We start from the raw sequence: 23,580 nt of genomic DNA, 5'->3' as shown, positions 1-23,580 counted from the left end.
TAAAACCTTTATGTATCAATGGTTGGTGAGCGTACTGTATGATATTACGAGTAAGCAAGTAGCTACGATTGAGTGGGTATAATTAAATAGCAACTAGAAAAAGCTTGAAGAGACCTATTTTAATAGGGTTTCTTGGAGCTTTTTTTATTTGAGAGTTGTATTGTACGACAGTTATCCTTTAAAGTAAGTAACATTTAAGAACAACAAATATCATATCTCATTTTGAAAGGAGGGAATGATATTTGTATGGTATGGAGTATCCCTTGTGGTTTCACAGGGGATATTTTTCATAAGTAGCTACACCATTCAATCAAATGTATTGGTATTACAAAAAGTAAATTCGAGACTTTGCAAATAACTATTTGACATGGTCTTATTATAATTTTTTCTTGTTGTTTTATGGTTTATAGGGGAAAGCACGTTCAACAATCAGATATAGAGAGTTTCTCTAGCGAAAATCTCATGTACTAAAAAATTTTGAATCTGTTTCAATTTTAAATAATGAATTGAAACTGACTATGAAAGGGATTAAAAGTGGAGGTAAAGTGAGGATTTGGTATTCTGAAATTTTGGAGTCATATCCAGCAAAAATCAAAGTTATTCGTATAGAAAAGGTGTTGTATTGAATAGTGATCAGGAATCCGTACATATACATATATTCTAAAAATAAAATTAACAATAATAAGTGTGCGGAAGGTTTCAATTTTTTGATGAATTAAAGTATTAATAAAAGTGAAGAAAAATTAAGGCATAACCTTTGTTTCAAAAGTGATATAACATAATAGGAAAAGTTACATTTAGGTAATAGACAGTAGAAGAATTATCGATATATTTTAAAAACAGAACCTTGATTGTTTTTAGTTTTTTTGAGGTACAGTCTACGTATTTCTTTATGAAGTAAATCCTCTGGAGCAGGTTTACTTTTAATTATCGTTGAAATATCCTGCGGTTCAATACTACGATCATCTGTTTTATAGCCACGACGGTTAAGAATTTCAGCAGTACGATTAATGTTTCCCTGGTAAGCATATTCTTGTATGACACGTTGAGTAAAATTTTTGGGTTGATAATTTTCAATTAAACTGATGTAGTCTTGAAAAACTTTTAGATCCTTTTTTGCTTGATTATACGTACGGAATTTTTTCATGGCAATTCCTCCCTAGATATATTATAGATTAAAAAATGAATTATAAAGAAGGGATTATTAGTTAAAAAGGAAGCTTGTAAAAAAATACACAAGCTACAAGCTTCCTTTTAAATTTTTTAATTTTTTTGCAAGCGTGCGAAGATTTCAATTGATATATTCAGTATCATTCGAATATCGTCTTCATTTTTATCTTCAAGCGTGTTCATTAAGAGTTTTAAAAGCTCATCTTTATTATTTTCTGGGTCTTCATTTCCGCTAAATTCAGGTATAAGTACGCTACCTGGACCGACCTTTAGGGCATCTAATATTTTAGTTAAAGTTTGTAACGTAATATTTCTCTCTCCACGTTCAACATCTGATAAATACGGGGCTTGAAAATCACACTTCTCTGCTAGTTCGTCGATTGTTAATTTTTGAGCCTTCCTAATTGCTCTGATGTTCATTCCTACGCGTTTTGTTAAATCCATTTATATCCCCCCACTTTAATCCTATGTGAGGTAAAATAAACATTACATACTATTAAAGTATAATAAAAATAACTTATAAGTTATTTTTAATTGATTTATATTATCTTTCGGTATTAAAATGATATTAATTAATTTAAAAGGAGTGTGTTGAAATGGATTTAAATTATAGTTTAATGATGGGTTTAGATTATAGTTTAATGACGGATTTAACAGATATAGAGTTGAAGCTAGAAGAGTTGGAAGTAGGATATAAGAAAAAGTATTTCCATAAAGATATGAAAAGAGCATGGAGCTTTATATGTCATTGCGGCGAAAAAGTAGTAAGTAATGTAGCAGATGAATACTTTATTGTATCAATTACACGGAAAGATCCAAACGTTATTGGTCGTCGCTTTTGTTCAAAAGGATGTGCAGATATTTATTTCAATGAGCAGCGTAATGAATTGTTAATTGAACGTGAACGGATTATTGAGGAAAGAAGAAAAATGAGGGAGGTTTATGAAGAAGCGGAGCGGAAGTTTATAGCTATAAAGGAGAAAAGCTAAATAAGGTTATTGAAAGCACATAGTATCTATAAATAGATACTGCGGGTTTTTTAGGCTTGAGCTCTCCAAGATTGGGGTGATGGAATTCATATTGGTTGCATCTATAAAATGACCGGGGAAGGATTCTTGGGGGCGTTATCCCAACAGTTTCCTAAGCGTGACATCGATTGCCCTAGCCCCATTTTCTTCACAAGTTTCTGGAATTGTGGATTCGTATAATGGAATCCTTGATCTGAATGAATAAATGCATCTTCTGTTAAATGGTGGTGATTTTGCTTTAATTTATAAAGTGTATAAAAGATGAAAATGAGGTACGTAACTTAACGCAACAGAAGCTTCGCTGGCTATTGGAAGGATTATCGCTTCAGCAGCAAAAGGTGTCTTTTGAATTTGTTTTCTAAGATGGTATAATCAACCATAACTTATATTAAACGAAATGTGTTGGATGATTTGATGAGTACTTCTAACGGATAAATTTATACATAACCATTAATATATCGGAGGTCTTTGGCATGTTAGCAAAGATAAAAGGAGTTAAGCTTCTAACGGAATACAAGAATCCAAATTATAAAGTAAAATTAGAATGTGAAGATGGTAGTGTACTACTCATTAGATTTGATTATACGTATGCTACGAAGAGCTATATGCCTTTAGAGGTTTATCATAATGGTGTTTCTAAAGGGGCTAAGTTGGCATGGTATACAAGAGAATTTGAGAAAATGACAGTAAGTGAGTTTTTAGACAAAATTGCTACTAAAATAAACAAGAAATATAATTTCGAATTGAAAAAGTAAGTAATTTAATAATTAGAGGGGTTTAAGGATGAATATTTTTAAGGTTTTATCTTCTAATGATGGTTCTATCAATGAGCCTAATGTAACTTCGTTTCTGGCTTATTTGTTAGACCCTAATGAAAATCATGGTTTAGGATCGAGGTTTGTTGAGAGTTTTTTAGCACCTATTGTATTAGCAAATAACGAGCAGTATAAAGAGCTTATATACAATAATCGGATTCGAGATTTATCTCGAAATTCGAAGTATGAGGTAAGAGTGCAAGCTGAAGTAAAGGTCATAAGTGCAGAGAGTGAAATTGCAAAAAAAACAAGGGATATAGATATTGTAATTGAACTTTTTGATCAAACATTTTCTGATAGTCTTCCAAAGTTTTCGTTTTGTGTGGAAAATAAAATTAAAGATGGAGCTATTCAAAAAGGTGATAATCAGCTTTTTGAGGAAATCATTGGATTAGTTAATTATTATAAAGTTTCATCATTACAGAAAGAACAACCTTTAGTTTCCTTTATATTCTTAACACATAGTGGAAGTCAGAGAGCTTTAAATGAATTTAATGAATTATTATCTACTATAGAAGAAGAAGGGTTATCGGTACCTTGTTATCATCTGACTTGGGGTGGGGAAGAACTAGATAGCATGGAGATTACTATAGTTGATTTGCTCAGTAAGATTCTTAAAGAAGAAGCCATTGGAAAGATTGAACCGATTTATGATTACACGAAGCATACCATTAAGTCATTTATCTCTTTCATTTACTCAGGCTTTAAATCATATAAAGAAGAAAAAAATCTTTTAATAGAGAAATCAGACTATGGAAAACCAGTCATTCAATACATAAAAGACTTTTATGATAGTTCACCGTTTGAAAAAGACATCAATTATGAAGATTTTAAAAAATGTGTGAGTAATATAGTGAAAGAAGCATCAGGCAAAACATTAAAAAATGCAAACTTTGACCGATCGTACATTGTAAACGATCGAAATAGAAAGCACTACGGTGTGAATAGACCACATAAAGAAGATAGAAATTTATTTTATTATCCAGACGAAAACAATAGAAAAGTAATTAGAAAATTAGATCTTTCTAATCCTCCTAAAAATGTAATGATTTATTGGAAAGACAACAACAATCCGGATGGTATGGGATGTGCTTTGCTCACGGAGATATTTGTTGAGGCAGTTAAATGAAACAGGGATTAATCATTATTAAATCCATAGAGTAATTTACCATAACCAAAATTCAGATCCTTGACTAACAATAAGTCTATCTAACCAAGTTGCAAAGTACGTGTTTAATTTTATAGCTTAAAGCTTTTTGCCTGTTACTTTTTTCAATTAAAAAGAGTAGCCTCCGCCACTCTTTTAAACATTTACAAAACACCTAATAATTCATCGTCATTGTCACTATTGATGCAGTTTTAGTTGTAATAAATAACACTTTCCAATTACCAATTCATGGGCCAAGTGTAGGTGGTTTTTCTAGATAAAACCCTATCAGATATAAGATGATAATATGCGTTGGATAGAAAATATAGAAGAAGTATTTTAGTTCTATTCCTTTCTTATTGTTAAACAATAATATCAGCGGTACAGCTGCTATCATCATCCATTGATAACTTGGAAAAGGGAATAAAAGGTTGTTCCAAGTGTTTATGAGATGACCCCATTTATAAGATGCATAGAAAGCACATATAGAAAAGATAGAGTATACAATGACAATATTTATTTTTCTCCTTCGAGTTAGATAAAGAAATATGCCCATCAAAATGAACAATGGTCCACCTTCTACTGCGAAAATATTTCCAAGGATAGCACCCCAAAAATAACCGTTAGCTGTGGACGAGTTGAAATTCGGGAATTCAATTATGTCCGCTAAAAATGAGCAAAGAAATAACGATAGGATTTGCCACATGGAAAAAAGAAAAATGTATTTTAGCTGTTTTTTTTCAATTAAACTCAAGATAAGAACAATAAGAAATAGTGATGCAAAAAAATTATTGGTTAAGTCCTCAACAGAAAAATTTCTGAAGATATAATTAACCAACAAATTAATAAAGGACATTCCTAAACTAAACATATATAATCGCGTCAGATATTTTTTTCGATTCGATGTATATTGAAAACCAATAACAACTGTAAAAATAAAAATAGGAACAGAAATTCGTCCAATCCATCCAAACCACTCTGGTGTGTTTGGTATGAAAAACCCGATATGATCTATAACCATAGCAATTACTGCAATTATTTTTAATATAGTTGTATTCATAATAAGAATCTCCTTATAGAATAAAAAAGGCCATGAATAAAATCATGGCCACCTTTTTTATAAACGAATATATTATTCGATATATCCATCAAAACTACTTGGTCTCTTAAATAATAAATAGTAATTATCGCTACTATTTACTTGTGGAAATGCAGTTAAGGTAGAACCAGGTTGTAAATCATAATCCCATACAGTAGTATCTATAAAACCCTTTTTCTTCAGGTATATTTTTAGATTTTTGTTATGAGTATTCGTTACTTCTATTTTATATTGACTTTTACCAGTAAATAAATAATTCGTGTATAAATCAGAACTTGCAGCTCTTCCTGTAAAATCATATCTACCCAAACTATAAAGATTCCAAACAGTGGATGGCATTGTTACGCCTCTTGATGATACTCCTGGGTTATCTTCGACTTCAGAGACTCCCTGATTTTCATCTACCACAGGTTCTAAGCTATCAGCACTAGCGAAAGTAGTCATCGAGAACGCAAATGTAGTAGATAGTGCAACGATTTTTAAAAGATTTTTCATATGTTCCTCTCCCTCTTTAAATGTTGATTTATTAACGGTTTAAACCTTTTTAAGAGTGATAAAAAAATTTATCACACTCTTTACATAGTGTTTTCTTTTCTCGTTCTTTAATTATTCGGTATTTTGTGAGTGCGCTTTGCTAAAGATATTTAGTTAAAATTAACTTTAAGCCCGCATTGTGATGCACTAATGGATCTCTGTGATACTTATAATTTCGTACCCTCCCATGTCTCTTGGCGTCCTTGCGCATACATTCCTTCGTTCGATCTATTCATAAGGCAGAGGATGGCGATGCTCCATTAGGGACTAGTAGTCGTATGGTGAAAATAATTCGTGTCATCCTTCTGTTGTAGGTTGAGCTTAGTGATGCTTAGGTGGCCTTTACGAGACAATACAAGTCTTTCATCATGTGCCTCACATCCAAAATACACTCTTTCCTTACATAAGGTGTGTAAAAAAATCTTCAGTAACTTTCCACAGAGCACAACAATCGATTGCTTCTTTCGGAGGGGATTGATGTGTAATCCATTCAGATCTTCTAGGATTTTGGAGTGTAACGATGCACCATTTTAGGCTGCGAGATTCATCCAGTAGAGACCTGTAGGCTCAAAACCAACAAGTACTTCGCTGTTTTCATGTATGGCACGTAAAACGAGTACTTTTTCATAAAAAGTATCGAATCAACCTTCTCTTGATTGAGAACAAGGAAATGATTTTTGGAACACGTGTCCGCGTTGGCTGTTGACCCTCATGCATCATGCAAGAGGATTTTTTCTTTTTCAAGCCCCTGAAAATACTTCTAGCAGGGATACTCCTTTACTTTTTCCCCGGGTATGTTAATAACATACCATTAGCTAAAAAAGTTTCAAAATCAAGTTTTGATGAAAAATGAACGAAAATTGATAAAATTCAGAAAAATTATGCTACTTAGAGTTTGATATTGCAGATGATACCTATAAGAAAGAAAAGAAGTCTAGTAAAAATTAGACTTCAACAGGTATTAATGTGTTTATAAAGTCCTGTAGAAAACCCTATACCACCAGTTTATAAAAGTTTCAAAATCAACTTTTGTTATAAATTGAACAAATATTGATAATGACTGGAAAGTTGAAATGGTTAAAAATGATGGACGAGTATCTAAAGAAAAGATTTGTTTTTTTTCCTAAAAATGATACGGATTTAGATACATGAAGAGTTGGTCAATGAATGGTTTCGAAAATCCGGTGATGAAGCTATTGCACATGTAACTGATAACAGTGAATCATTTACGATTCGATTAGAGAGCTTTGAGTAATTACCGATGAACCCTGATACTCCTTTATGTATTGCTGGAGCAGGCAATATTCATACATGTAAAATGGACAAGATTGATTTGGAGGAAATTAATGAACTTATACGGGAGGATGAAGAGGCAAAGAGTTTACTGGAAAACCTGGAGCCAGATTATCTTTCAAAATTTTATAAATATCCATAAGCGTCAAGTAGCACCCACGTTTTTTTTCGTGGGCTGTTTGACGCTTACATCTCTGTGTAACCCCATAAAAAAATCCAATCGTTTTGATAAATCTTTCTTTCAAAACAATTGGATTATTTCAATATAAAATCAATATTTTCTAAAGCCATACCAATCACTTTAAAGTGATGAAATTCAAGCTTTCTTCTGTGCCGGATATCCAATAAGAATAGCGATGATCCCGCAAATTCCTATCAAGATCGGATAGAAAGAGTATTGTAGCATGCTTACTGGCGATATTCCAGCTACGCTTGCGGCTGCCAGGAATTGGGCACCGTATGGCAGAAGACCTTGGACCGTACAGGAGAAAATATCTAATATACTTGCGGACTTTCTCGGCTCAATTCCATACTGATCAGCAATATTTTTTGCAAGCGGACCAGCAATTAAAATAGCAATCGTATTATTGGCCGTAGATAAATTAGTTAGACCCACAAGGCCGGCAATTCCAAATTCAGCACCTTTTTTTGATTTAATTCTTCGTGTCGCAAGGTGAAGTAGGAAATCGATTCCTCCGTTAAACTTAATAACCTCCACCATTCCAGCGATTAATATCGCAAGAAATGCCATTTCATACATGCCTGACATTCCTTCGCCAATCGTTTGCATAAGGCTCATTAAGTGATAGCTGCCATCTGCTAAGCCCACAGCACCGGCGAGAACAATCCCAAATGCCAGAACAAAGAAAACATTCATGCCAGCTAACGCTAAAATAATAACCAAAACATAGGGAACAATTTTTATCCAACTATAGCTTAAATGTTCTACTTGTGCGGTTTCCCCCATTGTGATAACCCCTAAAATGATGCTCGTTACAATAGCTGCCGGCAACACAATCCAAAAATTCACCTTAAATTTATCCTTCATTTGTGCGCCTTGTGAACGAACGGCAGTAATGGTTGTATCTGAAATAATGGATAAATTATCGCCAAACATCGAACCGCCAACAATCGCTGCCATTACTAAAGCCATGGAAAGTTCGATATGCTCGCTTATCCCAACTCCGATCGGCGCCAGTGCAACAATCGTTCCCACCGATGTACCCATTGACAGGGAGATAAAGCAGGCAATGATGAACAAGCCTACGACAAGCAGGTTTGGTGGAATGACCGATAAAGCAAAGTTAACAGTGGAATCCACTGCCCCCATACCTTTTGCTACCGCTGAAAAGGCTCCAGCCAAGAGAAAAATAACAACCATCAGCATGACATTTAAATTTCCTGCGCCTTTGCAGAAAATATCAACCTTTCGCGAAAACGATTCTTTTCGATTCATCGCCAGAGCTACAGCGCCCGAAATGGAAATGGCTACAATGACAGGAAAGGCATAAAAATCACCTGTAATAATCCCTGAACCAATAAATAAAACTAAAAAAACAACAAATGGGATCAACGCCCATGGATTCTCTTTCTTCATTGTTCTACCTCCAAAAATTAAAAATGGATACATCCTTGTCCATTTTTTTCTAAAAAAAGACCTCTCCTTGAAATAACAAGAAGAGGTCTTATATTTATAAAACACTCCTCTTATCTATCAAGCCATTGCTTGCTGGATTTGGCACAGTAACTTAATCACAAAGTTCCGCTGCCGAGATCTCATAGGGCCAGTCCCTCCATCTCTCTTGATAAGAAGAAAAAATATATTATTTTTTGCACAATAATGAAATACTATAATAAAACATCTATAATTGCAACCTGTTTTTAATTAAATACTATTTCATAGAACATAAAAACGTTTTTTCAAGAAAGAAAATCCGCTTTAAGGCGACCACGGTAAAAAAGAGAGGGGCGATTTATGAAGTGCTAAATTAAGATGTTAAAAATGTTGGTGTAATCTTAGAACCATCTATCACGACGATAGGGAATTAGATTGTTAAAACAGGAGAATTACAAAGATGTAGGTGCATTTGCAGAAATTGAAGGTATAGAAAATGTGAAGCAAAAGATAGTAATCATCTATTGTAAAGAGACATATTTAAAAAGTTCAATAGTAATCGTAGAGACGACCCGACTAATTTAGTTTCTTTTAACAAAAAAAGACACGATAAAAAGAATAGAACCTACCACAAAACCAATGAATTGATCTAATAATAATTTTCGAAGAAACCATCTGAAAATAAAAATGCCTCCAAATATAAGCATAGCTAAAAATCCGATATATTTTATTCCATTATGTAGCATCTTCTCACTCCCTCAGTTTGAAATAGCCCGTCATACCTATTGCAGTAAGAACAGCCATAACAAATGCTCCCACTATAATCCATTGAGGCATATCTTTTTTTCCGTCTTTCGTCACAAAATATTCAGTAACGCTAACAACTAAAAATAAAACTAAAGCGGGTAGAGTCAAAACATTAATTGTAAGCTCTTTTCCTGTTACGAGCATTAAAGAAACGAATAACATTCCATATGCTAATGCTACATAAAATCCATTACTCCATTGACCTACAACTCCGGATTCATTCAACTTTTTCTTATTTGTAGTCATAGTCGACATTTAATCCTCCTCGTAATGGTGCTTGTCGTATTAATGAAATTTTGGTGTTTTATCAGAAGTTTTACGAATGAAGATTGGCGGATTTATTTAATCAATACGCGTGGTTATCTGATTTACTAAATTTATTAATAAGAAGTTGAATAACACCGCCTAAAAGACCAAATAGTAGTACACCTGTCCATGTTACATTAGCTTTAAATACACGATCTTGAATATGAACATAAACAATATCTAGACCAAAAAACGTAGATTGAAAATTAAAAAATTCAACATTAGATAACACAATAGCAATAGTCCCTAAAAATGTAATTGAAGTAAAAGTGAAAATACTCAAAAGAATAGCAACGATCATTTTATACGATTTTTTCATCTTTTCCTCCTACTCTTTTTTCCATGAATTTGGAAAGGTATTTTAATAACTTTTACACTGGTGAATATAAAACTCCCCTACTATTAGTACCATACCATTGGCTGTAAAAGTTTAAAAATCAATTTTTGTTATTAATTAAACAAAAATTGAGAAAAGTCGGAGAGTTAATCTTGACTTTCTAAAATGTGAACCTTGTAATTACAATACGTAGCTGTTGCTAGCACAACCTTAGGGTGTTTTGTACAATTAATGCGACAGATATTGAGATGTGTAGAATTGGTTGGGATGAAGTTTGAAGTGTTGCAGAATGGAGAGATTGCCAGTAAAGTGAATAAAGAGTGATTCGCATATGGAATAGCTACAAAGTTGAAATCAATAAAGAGATCGCGCAAGAGATGAATACATTTGTATATGAGTGAAGATTATGCCGAGCTCATCAGGATAGCTATAACAAGTAGAAGTAGGAGGTAAAACAATGATCCAGTTGCATATTGAAAGTAAGAAAAAACCGGCGATTTATCGAAAGTTATTGTTACCGAAGAACAGTAGTTTTTCCATGCTAGATGAAATGATATTACTAAGTTTTGATTTGGATGGTTCGGACTATTTTAATTTTGAAATGGTTAAAAAAGATGGACGAGTATCTAAAGAGAAGATTTGTTTTTTACCTAAAAATGATGCGGATTTTGATACAGATGAAGAGTTGGTCGATGAATGGCTTCGAAAATCGGGTGATGAAGCCATTGCTCATGTAATTGATAATAGTGAATCATTTACGATTCGATTCGAGAGCAATGAGGAATTACCGATGAACACTGAAACGCCTATATGTATTGCGGGAGCAGGCAATATTCATACTGGCAAAATGGACAAGATTAATTTGGAGGAAATTAATGAACTGATACGGGAGGATGAAGAGGCAAATAGTTTACTAGAAAACCTGGAGCCAGATTATCTTACTTTATTGGAGCTTACTAATGACCTGAAAAAACTAAAGCCATGGCAATATTTAAGGGATGATGAAGTCGTTGTCATTCACTTTGCAGATATAGATTACAAAGTACTTGTTTCTGTTATGGGTGCTGGTGGTGAAGAGTTTGGATTAATGATTTTTGATATAGAAAATGGCTATGACAGCTTAGCGAAAATATTTTTTGAGAAAAATATATCGAGTGATTTTTCCTATAGTTTAAACGCTTTAACTGTGAATTTCGTTGATAGAGAAGAGTTAGATCCAGCAGATTATCTGCTAATTAAAGATTGTGGGCTGTCGTATAGAGGGAAGAAGAACTGGATTCAATTCCGTAGCTATCAAGAAGGAACGCATCCTGAAAGACCAAATTATCTAGAGGTAGAGTTATTAATTGATGTTGTAAGTAGGATGATTAATATTACAGAAGCTAGGAAGGATGGCTGGGAATATCCACAGGTAGCTGCACATCAATATCCAACGTTTAAAGTACAAATGGATGGTGAGTTACAAGAAATCTATATTTTGCAGATAAATATACCGAAGCCAACGTATGAGTGCTACGAGGAAATTTCGATGTTTGAAAAAGCACAATATAAGAAAAAGCCTAAAAGTGCGTTACAATTAGAATATGATGTGTTTTACATGCCTTTTGGCGTAGAAACGGAACTGACGAACCGCACTGTTTATCCGATTGTTGGTATGCTTGTTGAACGAGGAAGCAATTTGGTTATTGGACACGAAATGTTCCCGATGCCTAAAACGCCACCAATCGCACAAAGTATTTTATGGGCATATTTACAAAGCTTAGAGGTAAGACCAAGTAAAATATTTGTCTCTAAAGAGGTAAAACCGATGCTTCAACCACTAGCAAAAATTGTCGGGGTGGAGCTTGTAGAAAGTGAACTTCCTGGTATTCGAGAAGTGAGAGAATTTATGAAAGCCATGCCAATGGGTTTAATTGAAGAATAGTGAAGTAGTGAATATCCAATCACACAAAATCCCACGGAAAGGTTGATGACTTTTCCGTGGGATTTCTTTTTTAGGGTGAAAAAAGATATTTCGTAACTTACTTTAACCATGGTTTTAATCAAAAATGCTTTTCATCACTTCAAGTAGTAACAGCTGAAATACGTAGTACAAGTATTTCAGAGGCTAACCTTCAAAAAAGTCAGCTACTTTTACAATTTATTTCTAAAAAAGAGGTTGTTGCTCAATCACTACGGTTTAGGTTTACTACTTGAGTAGCAATATAAAATTTACCCTCTCGTTTATACACTACAGATTTTGGAAACCCATCTCCATTTTTTCTTTCATATATAGGAGTACCCTCATTTAAAGAATTAGACTCAAAATTAGTATTCGGAACTTGATTTCTATCTATTTTTTGCTTAATCTCCCCCAATTTCCTTACTACTTGGGATTTTTCAACTGGTTCCCCGGTTACGACATAGACTGTATCTTGAATTTTCAGCATCTCCACAAGATTGTTTTTGCTCTCGTCAAACTTATAAGCAGTTATAAGTAAGGCAATTATTAGTATCATTATACTAATAATCCGAAATGTTTTTTTGTTTTTCATACAGCATACTACTCTCTATTTATTTCTACTCTTAACATACGTACTTGATGCATTGCTTATATATTTTGTCGTGGAACCAGTGTATATTCCTGCTCCATTCTATTTCTCCACATTGTATTTAGTCACACCTACATTTCCATAAACACCCGGTCTTGTCCATTTTTTTGGATCAGCCTTAATAGTTTGCCCATTAGATCCTGCTTTCGTAACAGAAATAGGTCCATATCCAACACGTGCACTACATGACATAGGATCTTTGCTAAAGAAATAATACGAGATATTGTATTGGTATTCGCTCCAACCTGGATGCTAAACGATAAAGTCATTAGAAATTTCTCTTTTTTATCTACAAGGAGATAAATCTTAATCGAAAACACAAATGAAAAACTTTCTCTTCTTTACTTTCCCCGGGATATTATAAGCATATCAGTAGCTAAAAATATTACAAAATCAATTTTTGTTATAAATTAAACGAAAGTTGAGAAAAATCAGAAAAAATACTATTAGGATGGACTTCGTAGAAAGTAAATTCCCTAGTATTCGTGAAGTGAGAGAATTTATGAAAGCCATGCCAATGGGTTTAATTGAAGAATAGTGAATAACGAGACCACGCATTTCTGTGACTTTAGCACAGTTAAATATGTGGTTTTATATATGGACGTTTTTTTACATTTATTGTATCCCGCCATGCATGATAATTACTTATTGTGAATATCAATTCAACTAATATTTTCTCAATATAATATCATTTCCTATTTAAATAAAATGTTTTTGAAGCAAGAGTTGTTTAGTGGATTTTTATTATATTTATAATAAAAAATAATAAAAAAATACTCATCGTAAGTAAATTTTTACTGTTTTTTCTTTGCTTCTTAAAGATAAATAAAAAAAATGGAGAATTTTTTAAAATTTATGTAGACAAAAAGTCTGGAATCATTTAGTATTTGTTCAGCGACCTACTTTGTAATGATTATAAAGTGAGATTCATTATTTGAGGAGAGGTGAAAATAGGACCTATACATGCGATTTTGTCCTATGCTTTGAAGAATTTATTAGCAATGTATTCATTTATGACAAGAAGTGAATGGAAGGATAGAGGTACCAACTTATTGTTTGTGACATTCTTCCGACATTAAGTTGTCAGCAAACACCAATAGGTATCTCTCAGGATTTAGAAAGGAGAAAAACATGAAAAAATTAAACATAGTAGCAATCTTATTGCTGATCGTCTTACAAACAGTACTATCACCAATCTCAGCGTTTGCGATTGAAGCGGATGCTAATATTGGAGCAACAGGAACAACTGAAACAAAAGAAGCACCAGCAGTAGAAGGAAACGGAGCGAATGCTATTGAAGGCGCTGGTGTAAGTGATGGGGCAATAGAAAAAGATAACAGCGTTGTTTCGCCTAAACAAGTAGAAAATCCAAGTGCCCCTATAGACAACTCAAGTACTCTAACAGAAAATCCAAGTGCTCCTATAGACAACTCAAGCACTCAAATAGACAGTCCAAGTGCTCCTATAGATAACTCAAGCACTCAAACAGACAACTCCAATGCTCCTACAGACAAGTCAAGTACTCTTGTAGAAGAATCTAAAACTGTCGTAGAAGATAGTAACGCAGTAAAACCCGAACAAACTCAAACAAATACACCTCCTGTAGAAAAAGCACGAGAACACAGCAATACAGGACTTCTCGATAGTGTGCAAATTACTAAAACAGATTTATTATATGGTGAACAAACAGGAGTCTCTGTAACATTTAGTGAAAAGACTGGTCTGAAATTAAAATCAGGCGATACACTTACAATGACATTACCACCTGAATTAAGAGGTTTTAATAAGAATATTCCTCTAGATGATTACGGTTCATGTAATGTGACTAACGAACAAGTTGTATGTACGTTCAATAGTAAAGTAGATCAACGTGAAAATATAAAAGGTTACTTTAATTTCACTATAATGGCGACGAATGTACAATATGGAGTTACAAAAACGGTTAATACGAGCTTTGGAACAGATTTAAGTGCACAAGCTGTAACAGTTACTCACCCAACTAGTGATGGTTCAAGAATCTTTTTCTATAAAGCAGGCGATATTATACCAGAAAATGCTGATGAAGTTCGGTGGTTTCTAGTCTTCAACGGTAAGAAGGAATCCCTTGAAAGTGATATCGTTTTACAAGATTCTTCAAAAGGCGGTCAACAAATACAGAAAGATAGTTTCTATATCAACACAAGTGGCCAACTAGGCAATCAGCGGTTGACACTAGAAGAGTTTGAAAGTAAAGGATATGGATCTGTAAGTTTTACGGATGATAATTCATTTAATGTAGTGATTTATAGTGAGTATGCAAGTTTTTCAGAGTTCACTGTAGGTTATGAAACAACTATTACAGCTGAAGGGTTAAATGAAGAATATTTTAAGAATGAATATGATTTGACTTACAAAGTTTCCAACCAAAAGGAAGTACATGAGAAAAATGTAGCTCAAGTAAAAAATATTTCAGCCAATGGTGGGGCTATAGGAGATTTACCAGCCAAAGGTACATTAAGAATACTGAAACATATAGATGGTCATAAAGAACAAGTCATTCCAAATGTTCAATTTAAAGTTTTTTCATCAAATGGGCAACAAATTGGCGATCAGTATAAAACGGATGACAAAGGAATTGTAGAAGTACCAGACTTGAAGGCTGGTGACTACTATGTACAAGAAGTATCAGCTCCTGAATACGTAACATTTGATGCAAGTATGAAAATTCCATTTACAATGGAAACGGATGCTGCAAAAGGTATTGAATTACCAATTGCTAACAGTTTGAAAAAAACCTCGATTGAAGGAACGAAAACTTGGAGCAACGATCGTGAACAAGATCGCCCTTCCGAAATCAAAGTAGATTTACTCAAAGATGGACAGGTTATTGCTACAAAAACAGTAACAGCAGAAAATGGTTGGAAGTATAGCTTTGAAAACTTAGACCAATACACTGTAGACGGTAAAGAAATCAAATATGCTGTGAAAGAGCAACCAGTAGCGGGATATGAGTCAAAAGTTGAAGGTTATAATATTGTAAATACAAAAATCCCTAAAGGATCGATTGTTTTAACGAAAATAAATGCTGATACTAAAGATAAATTAGAGGGCGTTGAATTTACGTTAATTAACGATGAAGGCAAAGTTATTGCAGAAAAATTAGTAACTGATAAAGACGGTCAAATTAAAGTTAACAATCTACTTCCCGGCAAATATGCGTTTGTGGAAACAAAAGCGTTATATGGATATAAACCTTTACATGAAAAAATGGAATTTACAATTGAAAACGATCAAAAAGAAGATGTTCAAGTAACAGTAGAAAATTCCTATAACAAGACAACGGTAGTATTGACAAAGCATGCTAAAGATGAGCAAGGTCCAGTATTACCTGATGCAGAATTCAAACTCATTAATCAAGAGGGTAAAGAAGTAGTAATAAAATTAGTAACAGATAAGGACGGTCAAATTAAAGTAGATAATTTACTTCCGGGTAAATATGCGTTTGTGGAAACAAAAGCACCAAAAGGTTATCAGCTGGATGCAAAACCAATCGACTTTGAAGTTAGTTTGGTAGACAAAGAATCTGTTATTCAGTTAAAAGTAGTGAATCAAGCTGAACCAGCAAAGCCGACAACACCAGAAAAACCTGTGGAACCAAGTGAAAAGCCGACAACACCAGAAAAACCTGTGGAACCAAGTGAAAAGCCGACAACACCAGAAAAACCGGTGGGGCCAAGTGAAAAACCGACAACACCAGAAAAACCGGTGGGGCCAAGTGAAAAACCAACAACATCAGAAAAACCGGTGGGGCCAAGTGAAAAACCGACAACACCAGAAAAACCGATGGGGCCAAATGAAAAACCAACAACACCAGAAAAACCGGTGGAGCCAAATGAAAAACCAACAACACCAGAAAAACCGATGGGGCCAAATGAAAAACCAACAACACCAGAAAAACCGGTGGAACCAAGTGAAGAACCAAAAGACCCGAAAAATGAGGGTAATGTGGTAGAGGAACCAAAGACTCAAGAGAAATCGGAAACATCGGTGGAACTTAGTGAAAAACCAAGTGACTCACAAAATGAGCGTAATGTAGTAGAAATGTCATCAAAGGAGCACGCTAACAACGTAGTTCAAAATCAAAAAGTTGACAAAAATGATCAAGATACGCCAAATCAAGCGAAACGCTTACCTCAAACAGGGGAAAGTAATACAACCCTATACCAAGTACTCGGTTTGATTTTAGTAGCGCTAGCATACTTGTTATTACGACGTAGTAGAAGAGAAATTTAAAATATAATCCCCCTGTTTTGAACGAACAGGGGGATTGTTATGTCTAAATAATTTTTAATGCTTTTTGAATTAAGAACGTTCAATGTCAATATATAAATACAAAAAATAAGTGTTACCTTGGTAGAATGACATCGAATAAATTTTGTTGGCTATAAGTACCTGCAACTAATAATATTGTATTCGCAGCACCAAAACGCATAATAGCTACCTAGTCGATATAAACACCTTCACATGTATCAGGTGCGGGTTCATAGAAGCAATGATTTTTAAATTGACCAGTAAATGGTTGACCATACCATGTTGGAGGACATGGGGCATATGGGTTGAAGTACCAAAGTGCGAATTTTGCTGGATGTTGTCTCCAATAATCCAAATTCATTTTTGCTAATCTTTTTTCAGAAGATCTCGCCCTTTGGTAAAATAAATTCCCTTTTTGAACAGCCTCAAACGAATAATTTCCTCCTTGTACCTGATAAATAACATCTTCTACTGTTCTTAAATCTTTAAAGTCTAAACAATTTGATACAAGACGATTCACAATGACATTTCCAACATATAACATTCCTTGGTTTCCTTCACCTTCAGCTTCGGCTCTCATCATCCTTGCCATTAAGTCAACGTCTGCATCTCGATATTTTGCTCTTGGCATTTTTTTCACCTCCACCATATCGTATGTAAAAAAGCGTACATTATTGTCATTTGAAGTTTTAAATCTCCCCAAAACTAAAATTATTCAGTCGGACAAGGTGAGAATACATATGATATTTGAGTAGATTCGAAGGTTTTTTCGATATCGAGAAAAGTTTCATGTAAGTAATCGCTACATCCCTATGTCCAAAATTTTAGAAAATGATAAAAACACGCCATCTATGCTAATGGTAAAATAGCAAGATGGCGTGTTAATTTTGTAGTAATCAATTGTGCCTCGGCATAATTGCGTCCGGGATCGGCTTTGTGCTTAGGCCTGCGTGATGCAGGTCAGTTAGCCGTTATCGCATGGATGCGATGATTTTAGGCTAACATCCTTTATGAACTCCTTTCCGATTTCAGTGACATCCGCCGGAGGCTTTAACTTCTTTTGAAAGAAGTTAAAAATTCTTTTTGAAATATGGTGTTTTTTTCAGCACGATACATACTGGAATTGCGATCAGTAAACCGACAACGTTTTGGATGACGTCTCCTGGAATGGATGCCATAGGGGCAATCCAGCTTTTGAACATAATTGCTTGCCCGATATAGTAGACCGCAATCATCACGGGCATTGAAACAACTGCTGCTAAAATGTTTAATCCAACGTTGTCGCCTTTATGACCTTTAGACCAAGCGATTTTCCCAACGATGGCACCTTGTAATGCACGGGAGATAATTGTAGTTGGCGCCCAAATTAACCAACCACCTGTAATATCGAATAAGCCCATCCCTATTGCCCCAGCAAGTGCTCCTTTTTTAGGACCAAATAAGATCGCTGAGATGAAAAGCATAGATGTCCCTAAGTGAATAAGTCCACCTTGCCCGAATGGTAGCTTAAGATTGATGAACGCTGTTGCGACAAAAACAAGTGCTGCTAAAATTGATGTGATTACTAAATCAAATGTTTTTGTGCGTGTTCTTGTATAGCTTTGCCCTTGTATATTTTGCATCTGTATCTTCCTCACTAAGATGAAATTTTTGATAATTTTAACTTTAACAAAGGACTGACTATGGTAAAAGTGTCAATTTGATAAAATTATTAAAGGTCAGATTATTGTCCATCTCTCGAATTTAAGTTGTGTGCATTTTCGCATCTTTCTAATTATGATACGATGAAGTGAGTACATACAGGATATAGGTGGAGAGTATGATGAAAAAAGTTGCTGTAATTCAAGATATGTCATCCTTTGGGAAGTGCTCGTTAACAGCTGCGATGCCTGTGCTGTCGGTGATGGGGGTTCAGGCTGTGCCATTGCCAACTGCGATTTTAACGGCGCAAACAGGGTATTCAAGCTTTTATTGTGAGGATTTAACGTCAAAAATGGATTACTTTGTGGATGAGTGGAGCAAGCTAGGTACTACCTTTGATGGTATTCATACAGGTTTTGTGACAGGAAAAGAGCAAATCGATAATATCTTTCGATTTTTAAGCGTGTTTCATTCGAGTAACACAACGCTGCTTGTCGATCCGGTGATGGGCGATTTGGGCGAAGTGTATAAAATGTTTACGGGCGAGTTGCTTGATCGTATGAAAGAGCTAGTGAAATGTGCTGACATTATTACGCCAAATATTACAGAGTGCTGTTTGCTTACAGGTTTGTCGTATGAGAAGCTACAGAGCTATCAAGAAGATTCAGATTATCTTCAGGCACTAGAAGAAGCGGGCCATCAGCTACAGCAGGCTACTGGGGCGAATGTCATTATTACTGGATTGAATCCACCGCCAACAGATGCGAGCAAGCGTTATGTAGGCAATATGTATGTCGATGCAGATCGTTCATTTTCTAGCATCCGCGATTATAACGGTGAGAGCTATTCAGGCACAGGTGATTTGTTTGCATCAGTTATTATGGGTGGCATGATGCGCGGGCAGGATCTAGTTGAATCGATGAAGCTTGCGGAGGCGTTTTTAGCCGCTTCGATTGAAGCAACGTCGAAGGAGCAAATTCCGCGCGAGGCAGGCGTGAATTTTGAAAAGTTTTTACGAATGCTACTTTAGAAATCTCGGACTGCTTTGAAAAGGTAAAATCCTAAATAGGGGAGGTGTATAATGGATTCAATTAGATATTACGTAGTGCAAGTAGATGATCGTTATTACGAGGGGAAAATTGACTTTCTTACATTTACGGATGATGAAGAACAGGCCTTTGCGTTTAAGGATATTGCAACTGCAAACCAGTTGGCTAATGAGATCAATGGGATCGTCCTGACAAGAGAAGTCAGTTATATGGAGCTAGAAGATCTTTCAGCACAATATCTGGTTGAGTACGAAGCATTGCCAAAGGAAGAGCGTGACACGATAGAATCATTTTGTAGGGAGCTCAGTATAGGAATGTATGAATAAATGCCGAATCGAATCTATTCGGTTCTTTTTTATGCAGTTTATGACTGAACTTAAGATGGAAGCCCGTAGCCACCATTGATGGTTGCGGGCATTTTTTGTAATATGAACATGTGAATCGTACTTATATGAGGTAAGAAAATTGAAACTACTAGATGAACTTGCGGATGTATTTTTAAATGGAAATGATGAGGAAATGTCGTATGTATTAAACTGTCGAACGGGTGAAGTGCTTTTGGATGCGCCAGAAGCTTTAACTGGCGAGCCCGAGATTGATTGGGATGATGAGGAAGTGGCTGCGGATTTAGTGATGATTCCAAGCGTTTCATCGTCTGAAATGTATGATGTCATGATCAGCTTTGCTAAAAAGCAATCAGATTCGATTAAGATTCATTTAATCAACGTACTGAACGGAAATAAGCCTTTTCGATTTTTTAAGGAAAAAATTAATGAACTAGGCATCGAAAACCATTGGTACGAATTTGAACAGAATTATGCTAAGAGCAGAATGACGGAATGGCTAGAAGAGGTTACTACACTTGAAGATCATTAAGTAATAGACCTAGGCAGAAGAAAAAAATGCACTATAAAATGGTTAATTAAATAAGAAATGAAAATGACCACTCCATGACGGGTGGTCATTCGTTATGAAGGATTTTTTATTAATTTCGTTTTTATAAACGAGAAAAAATGCATTATTTTATTTGTAATCCAAAGAGCTACTAGCACAATAACCGCCGCGATAGAATGTTGCACAAATGGTGATATTTCAGATAGTGGGTAAGGGTTTACTGGATTATATATTCCAGGTTTTGAAATTAACATCAATACATATATGATTCCACGTTCTGTAATTATAAGAGCTAAAACAATCATGATAAAATAGATTGCTAATTTTATTATCTTCATTTTTAACTCCTTTAGATTTATAAATTATTTCACAATAATAGGCTCATCACCATGATTTCCGTTCTGACTGGGAGCTTTCCTAGGGGCATCCCCAAGAAGTCGCCCAGCCTTTTAATTGTTGAGAATCAAAATAAATATATGTAGGCTTGTTTTTTTCACTTGCTCTATTAAAATAGATGATTTCCCCTTTTCATCTTTTTTGACTATCTATTGTTATGTGAATACCATAGCATTAGCTATAAGAATTTCAAAATCAGATTTTTCTGTAAATTGAACAAACTTTGAGAAAAAGCAGAAATTATTCCTTTGTGTCGAAGATTTGAATTTCTCTTTTAATGTATGATCAATATGACTACTTGACTTTTGATCCAGGAGAAATTGAAATAACTGCTAATAAGCCTATATTTATTGGTAATCCGATTACCATGGCATGTATTGGCGTTAATTTCATAATTCTAATCCCTTTGTAACAAGGGTTTTAAAACAATAACAAACGGGTACCTCCCAAATTCGGTGTGGTGGTAGCGATGAAACTAAACCATACTGAATAAGGGAGGTGCCCTAGAATTATGTAAAAAGAAAAAGCTGTTAATAAAAGTCCTCTTTCCCCGCCGCAGCTTCAATGGAATTATCAAGGGCTCAAAAGTCTGCAAGCTTGGCCATGTGAGAGATCAGTGGTTAGTTCCCCCTCCTATTCGATTCAATAGTTTTGGCATTTCAAAACCTCCGATTTTCAAAAACGCTTAGAGTAAGATTTTGCTAGACGTAATCAACCTCTGATATTGTTGCTCCATTATCCTAAAATGATGTTTTTCGTGGATCGCAAGTAGCTGAATGGATTGAATAAGGTTAGGATAGTGGGCAAGTGGGTCGGGAAAGACGATATGCCCGGCTATATTCTCCTCAATATCTTTTACCAATTTTTTCATTGCGCTTGTTTCGATTATTAGTAATTGCTCGATTTCGTCGCTGTTTAGCACAAAGCGTATCTTTTTAGGAGGCACTAATATTGCAGGAGCTCTCATGCCTCTTCCTTTTTTGTTTTTAAATTCTTCGTAAACATCATGTATTTCAGTGGCAAAAGGCTTGTTTCTTCGTATTTTCGCGTAAGGGGTCAGTAGTAAGGAACATTTTGTTGCGGTTTTAAGCATTTTCAGGATCAAATAAAGATGATAAAAGTGTTCCCCGATTGACCATTTACCTTCCACTTCTCGATGCCATAGTTGGTCTTGTGGGAGTGATTGAATAGAGGGCAGATAATGAGCTCGCTGCTCCTGTAAAGTGTGAAAATGGGTTGCCATACTGTTCGATTTCATAGTATTGATTCTCCTTTATGCTGTTATTTCCATTTTAGGCAACTGTTTTATAAAAGTACATTAAACACGATTAGTCATTGTCGATCAAAATGAAAAGTTCAATCTTCATTACAAAACGATGGCTTTTTATTTGCAGTAAAATCAAGGGTTTAGAGTGATTTTTAATCAAACATTATTCAAAAGCTACAGTGGGTGACCTTGTCATAAACCTACAGTATGGACCTTCTAATCAAAACGATGAGGAGGTCTTTTTATGTCTTGGCGATATTCAATAATTTTTTCTTAAAATTTTTCGATAAAAGTTTTATTTATTTCGATAGGGCTCTCTTTATATTACAGAGATACAAAAATGTATCTTACTTAGCCAGGAAAGGGGGGGATCACATGAGTGAGAAGGAAAAAAAATCGACAGAAGGAAACGACAAGGTAGTAGCTCAAAGTTTCTGTAGTCCTATTCGGAGTTGTTGCCTATACGAAGGTTGTTTAGGTACATTCGTTCCTCTAACAGGATCTACATGGATACTTGATCATTGCGGGTGTAAAGGCGGAGGCGGCGTTATTACTTAAACATCATTATATGAAAAGGAGTGGAACTAGCATGATAGTAAAAGTTCTAGCTAAAGTAGATTTAACAGGCAATGATTTGCAAATTAAACTAACCTCTTTATATCAACAAGTGAAATTCAAAAAAATAGTGAAAGAAATGCAAGAGAAGGAAATGTTTAAAGTAGAAGAATTAGAAGTGGAAAAAGCCTATACTTTTGAAGCGGCTGTAGGGCAAAAATCGAAAGGTCTAATTCAGTTTAATTCAACTATTATTAATCTGGTAAATAAGGATAAGACCGTTTCGATCTTATTTAATGAATTGCCAATTCATCAGGATCATTACTTTGGCCAAGTTTTACAAAAAGGAGATTCTAATAATATCGTCACTTTTACATTTGAACAGGAAGAAGTGGTTGAAAAGCAATACGAAACAAATCTTGTTCAATTTGAATTTGTTGAGGAAAATATTTCAATCGATAATGAAGTTAGTTTACTAGCATGGTGGACGTCTGATGGATGCTTACCAGGAGGGTATCAGCATTGTGGTGGTAACTGTGGTTATGGTTCAACTCATGGTGGAGGGAAACCAATTAATGCAACAGATACTTGCTGTGTGGCACATGACAGATGTTATGACGTCTTTGGATATGGAGATAATTGCTGCGATAAAGAGTTGGTTTCATGTGTTTCAGGTCATACTACTGTAGCCGCTGCAGGAATTCGCGCGTTCTTCGGACCACAAGCATTACTCTGTTAGTAGTAAG

The 23,580-nt window shown here is 34.8% G+C and carries 24 protein-coding genes, 1 pseudogene and 1 riboswitch; of the genes and pseudogenes, 12 read left to right on the top strand and 13 right to left on the bottom strand.

Annotation, left to right across the window (positions count from 1 at the left end; translation table 11 throughout):
* Positions 1-518 precede the first annotated feature (518 nt).
* Positions 519-626 (top strand): DUF3221 domain-containing protein, encoded by a 108-nt coding sequence (locus BFJ97_RS23725; protein WP_083227057.1) that lies wholly within the window; start codon positions 519-521, stop codon positions 624-626.
* A gap of 194 nt (positions 627-820) precedes the next feature.
* On the opposite strand, the gene BFJ97_RS14725 is transcribed toward BFJ97_RS23725, so the two are convergent.
* Together BFJ97_RS14725 and BFJ97_RS14720 are read right to left on the bottom strand one after the other, a co-directional pair.
* Positions 821-1,147: a hypothetical protein gene (locus BFJ97_RS14725; RefSeq protein WP_068985407.1), complete on the bottom strand. Its 327-nt coding sequence runs from the start codon at positions 1,145-1,147 to the stop codon at positions 821-823.
* Positions 1,148-1,263: 116 nt separating this feature from the next.
* Positions 1,264-1,614, bottom strand: a complete 351-nt coding sequence (locus BFJ97_RS14720) for a helix-turn-helix domain-containing protein (protein ID WP_068985406.1) — start codon at positions 1,612-1,614, stop codon at positions 1,264-1,266.
* A 152-nt stretch (positions 1,615-1,766) separates the two neighbouring features.
* On the opposite strand from BFJ97_RS14720, the gene BFJ97_RS14715 reads away from it, so the two are divergent.
* The 3 genes from BFJ97_RS14715 (at position 1,767) to BFJ97_RS14705 (ending at position 4,142) form a co-directional block, all read left to right on the top strand.
* Positions 1,767-2,159: a hypothetical protein gene (locus BFJ97_RS14715; RefSeq protein WP_068985405.1), complete on the top strand. Its 393-nt coding sequence runs from the start codon at positions 1,767-1,769 to the stop codon at positions 2,157-2,159.
* 512 nt (positions 2,160-2,671) lie between these two features.
* Positions 2,672-2,953 carry a hypothetical protein gene (locus tag BFJ97_RS14710; protein WP_068985404.1) on the top strand — a complete coding sequence of 94 codons (282 nt, stop codon included), beginning with the start codon at positions 2,672-2,674 and terminating at the stop codon, positions 2,951-2,953.
* A gap of 28 nt (positions 2,954-2,981) precedes the next feature.
* The gene (locus BFJ97_RS14705) at positions 2,982-4,142 is read left to right on the top strand and encodes a PD-(D/E)XK nuclease family protein (protein ID WP_068985403.1); all 1,161 of its coding nucleotides are present in this window, start codon (positions 2,982-2,984) and stop codon (positions 4,140-4,142) included.
* A gap of 265 nt (positions 4,143-4,407) precedes the next feature.
* Here BFJ97_RS14705 and BFJ97_RS14700 read toward each other — a convergent pair whose 3' ends face one another.
* The 3 genes and pseudogenes from BFJ97_RS14700 to BFJ97_RS25840 all read right to left on the bottom strand — a co-directional run.
* Entirely contained in the window at positions 4,408-5,220 is an 813-nt protein-coding gene (locus BFJ97_RS14700; RefSeq protein WP_068985402.1) for a TraX family protein, read from the bottom strand.
* 72 nt (positions 5,221-5,292) lie between these two features.
* Positions 5,293-5,754 carry a hypothetical protein gene (locus BFJ97_RS14695; RefSeq protein ID WP_254660179.1) on the bottom strand — a complete coding sequence of 154 codons (462 nt, stop codon included), beginning with the start codon at positions 5,752-5,754 and terminating at the stop codon, positions 5,293-5,295.
* 370 nt (positions 5,755-6,124) lie between these two features.
* Positions 6,125-6,269: pseudogene (locus BFJ97_RS25840) on the bottom strand (IS110 family transposase); the annotation flags it as partial.
* A 785-nt stretch (positions 6,270-7,054) separates the two neighbouring features.
* Here BFJ97_RS25840 and BFJ97_RS24755 point away from each other — a divergent pair.
* Positions 7,055-7,228 (top strand): hypothetical protein, encoded by a 174-nt coding sequence (locus BFJ97_RS24755; protein WP_175401761.1) that lies wholly within the window; start codon positions 7,055-7,057, stop codon positions 7,226-7,228.
* 174 nt (positions 7,229-7,402) lie between these two features.
* Here BFJ97_RS24755 and BFJ97_RS14690 read toward each other — a convergent pair whose 3' ends face one another.
* The 3 genes from BFJ97_RS14690 to BFJ97_RS14680 all read right to left on the bottom strand — a co-directional run bounded on the left by BFJ97_RS14690 (position 7,403) and on the right by BFJ97_RS14680 (position 10,133).
* Positions 7,403-8,683, bottom strand: coding sequence for a Na+/H+ antiporter NhaC family protein (locus BFJ97_RS14690; RefSeq protein ID WP_068985401.1), 1,281 nt, complete (start codon positions 8,681-8,683; stop codon positions 7,403-7,405).
* A gap of 107 nt (positions 8,684-8,790) precedes the next feature.
* Positions 8,791-8,898, bottom strand: a riboswitch (SAM riboswitch).
* A 553-nt stretch (positions 8,899-9,451) separates the two neighbouring features.
* Positions 9,452-9,763 (bottom strand): hypothetical protein, encoded by a 312-nt coding sequence (locus tag BFJ97_RS14685; RefSeq protein WP_083227056.1) that lies wholly within the window; start codon positions 9,761-9,763, stop codon positions 9,452-9,454.
* 91 nt (positions 9,764-9,854) lie between these two features.
* Positions 9,855-10,133: a hypothetical protein gene (locus tag BFJ97_RS14680; protein ID WP_068985400.1), complete on the bottom strand. Its 279-nt coding sequence runs from the start codon at positions 10,131-10,133 to the stop codon at positions 9,855-9,857.
* A 475-nt stretch (positions 10,134-10,608) separates the two neighbouring features.
* On the opposite strand from BFJ97_RS14680, the gene BFJ97_RS14675 reads away from it, so the two are divergent.
* Complete coding sequence (locus BFJ97_RS14675; protein WP_068985399.1) at positions 10,609-12,075, top strand: DUF7309 domain-containing protein; 1,467 nt, start codon at positions 10,609-10,611, stop codon at positions 12,073-12,075.
* A 241-nt stretch (positions 12,076-12,316) separates the two neighbouring features.
* On the opposite strand, the gene BFJ97_RS14670 is transcribed toward BFJ97_RS14675, so the two are convergent.
* Entirely contained in the window at positions 12,317-12,685 is a 369-nt protein-coding gene (locus BFJ97_RS14670; RefSeq protein WP_083227055.1) for a hypothetical protein, read from the bottom strand.
* A gap of 1,188 nt (positions 12,686-13,873) precedes the next feature.
* Here BFJ97_RS14670 and BFJ97_RS14660 point away from each other — a divergent pair.
* Positions 13,874-17,014 carry a SpaA isopeptide-forming pilin-related protein gene (locus BFJ97_RS14660; RefSeq protein ID WP_068985397.1) on the top strand — a complete coding sequence of 1,047 codons (3,141 nt, stop codon included), beginning with the start codon at positions 13,874-13,876 and terminating at the stop codon, positions 17,012-17,014.
* A gap of 208 nt (positions 17,015-17,222) precedes the next feature.
* Here the strand turns inward: BFJ97_RS14660 and BFJ97_RS14655 are convergent, their stop codons facing one another.
* The gene (locus BFJ97_RS14655; protein WP_175401760.1) at positions 17,223-17,663 is read right to left on the bottom strand and encodes a cell wall hydrolase; all 441 of its coding nucleotides are present in this window, start codon (positions 17,661-17,663) and stop codon (positions 17,223-17,225) included.
* A gap of 439 nt (positions 17,664-18,102) precedes the next feature.
* Positions 18,103-18,654, bottom strand: coding sequence for an ECF transporter S component (locus BFJ97_RS14650; protein ID WP_068985396.1), 552 nt, complete (start codon positions 18,652-18,654; stop codon positions 18,103-18,105).
* Positions 18,655-18,854: 200 nt separating this feature from the next.
* On the opposite strand from BFJ97_RS14650, the gene BFJ97_RS14645 reads away from it, so the two are divergent.
* The 3 genes from BFJ97_RS14645 to BFJ97_RS14635 all read left to right on the top strand — a co-directional run bounded on the left by BFJ97_RS14645 (position 18,855) and on the right by BFJ97_RS14635 (position 20,598).
* A complete protein-coding gene (locus BFJ97_RS14645; RefSeq protein WP_068985395.1) occupies positions 18,855-19,703 on the top strand; it encodes a pyridoxamine kinase in 849 nt (282 codons plus the stop codon).
* 51 nt (positions 19,704-19,754) lie between these two features.
* Positions 19,755-20,048, top strand: a complete 294-nt coding sequence (locus BFJ97_RS14640) for a hypothetical protein (protein ID WP_068985394.1) — start codon at positions 19,755-19,757, stop codon at positions 20,046-20,048.
* Positions 20,049-20,187: 139 nt separating this feature from the next.
* Positions 20,188-20,598: a UPF0158 family protein gene (locus BFJ97_RS14635; RefSeq protein WP_068985393.1), complete on the top strand. Its 411-nt coding sequence runs from the start codon at positions 20,188-20,190 to the stop codon at positions 20,596-20,598.
* 92 nt (positions 20,599-20,690) lie between these two features.
* Here the strand turns inward: BFJ97_RS14635 and BFJ97_RS14630 are convergent, their stop codons facing one another.
* Both BFJ97_RS14630 and BFJ97_RS14625 read right to left on the bottom strand, forming a co-directional pair.
* Positions 20,691-20,954, bottom strand: a complete 264-nt coding sequence (locus BFJ97_RS14630; RefSeq protein WP_068985392.1) for a hypothetical protein — start codon at positions 20,952-20,954, stop codon at positions 20,691-20,693.
* A 743-nt stretch (positions 20,955-21,697) separates the two neighbouring features.
* On the bottom strand, positions 21,698-22,270 hold the full coding sequence (locus BFJ97_RS14625; protein WP_068985391.1) for a DinB family protein: 573 nt from the start codon (positions 22,268-22,270) through the stop codon (positions 21,698-21,700).
* Positions 22,271-22,654: 384 nt separating this feature from the next.
* Between BFJ97_RS14625 and BFJ97_RS24235 the strand changes: the two genes are divergently transcribed.
* Both BFJ97_RS24235 and BFJ97_RS14615 read left to right on the top strand, forming a co-directional pair.
* Positions 22,655-22,837, top strand: coding sequence for a hypothetical protein (locus BFJ97_RS24235; protein WP_139114450.1), 183 nt, complete (start codon positions 22,655-22,657; stop codon positions 22,835-22,837).
* Between the two features lie 31 nt (positions 22,838-22,868).
* A complete protein-coding gene (locus BFJ97_RS14615; protein WP_068985389.1) occupies positions 22,869-23,573 on the top strand; it encodes a hypothetical protein in 705 nt (234 codons plus the stop codon).
* Positions 23,574-23,580: the final 7 nt, after the last annotated feature.

It is taken from the genome of Lysinibacillus xylanilyticus (genome assembly GCF_001708185.1).
Classification (GTDB): domain Bacteria; phylum Bacillota; class Bacilli; order Bacillales_A; family Planococcaceae; genus Lysinibacillus; species Lysinibacillus xylanilyticus_A.
This window is presented reverse-complemented; position numbering and strand designations above follow the sequence as displayed.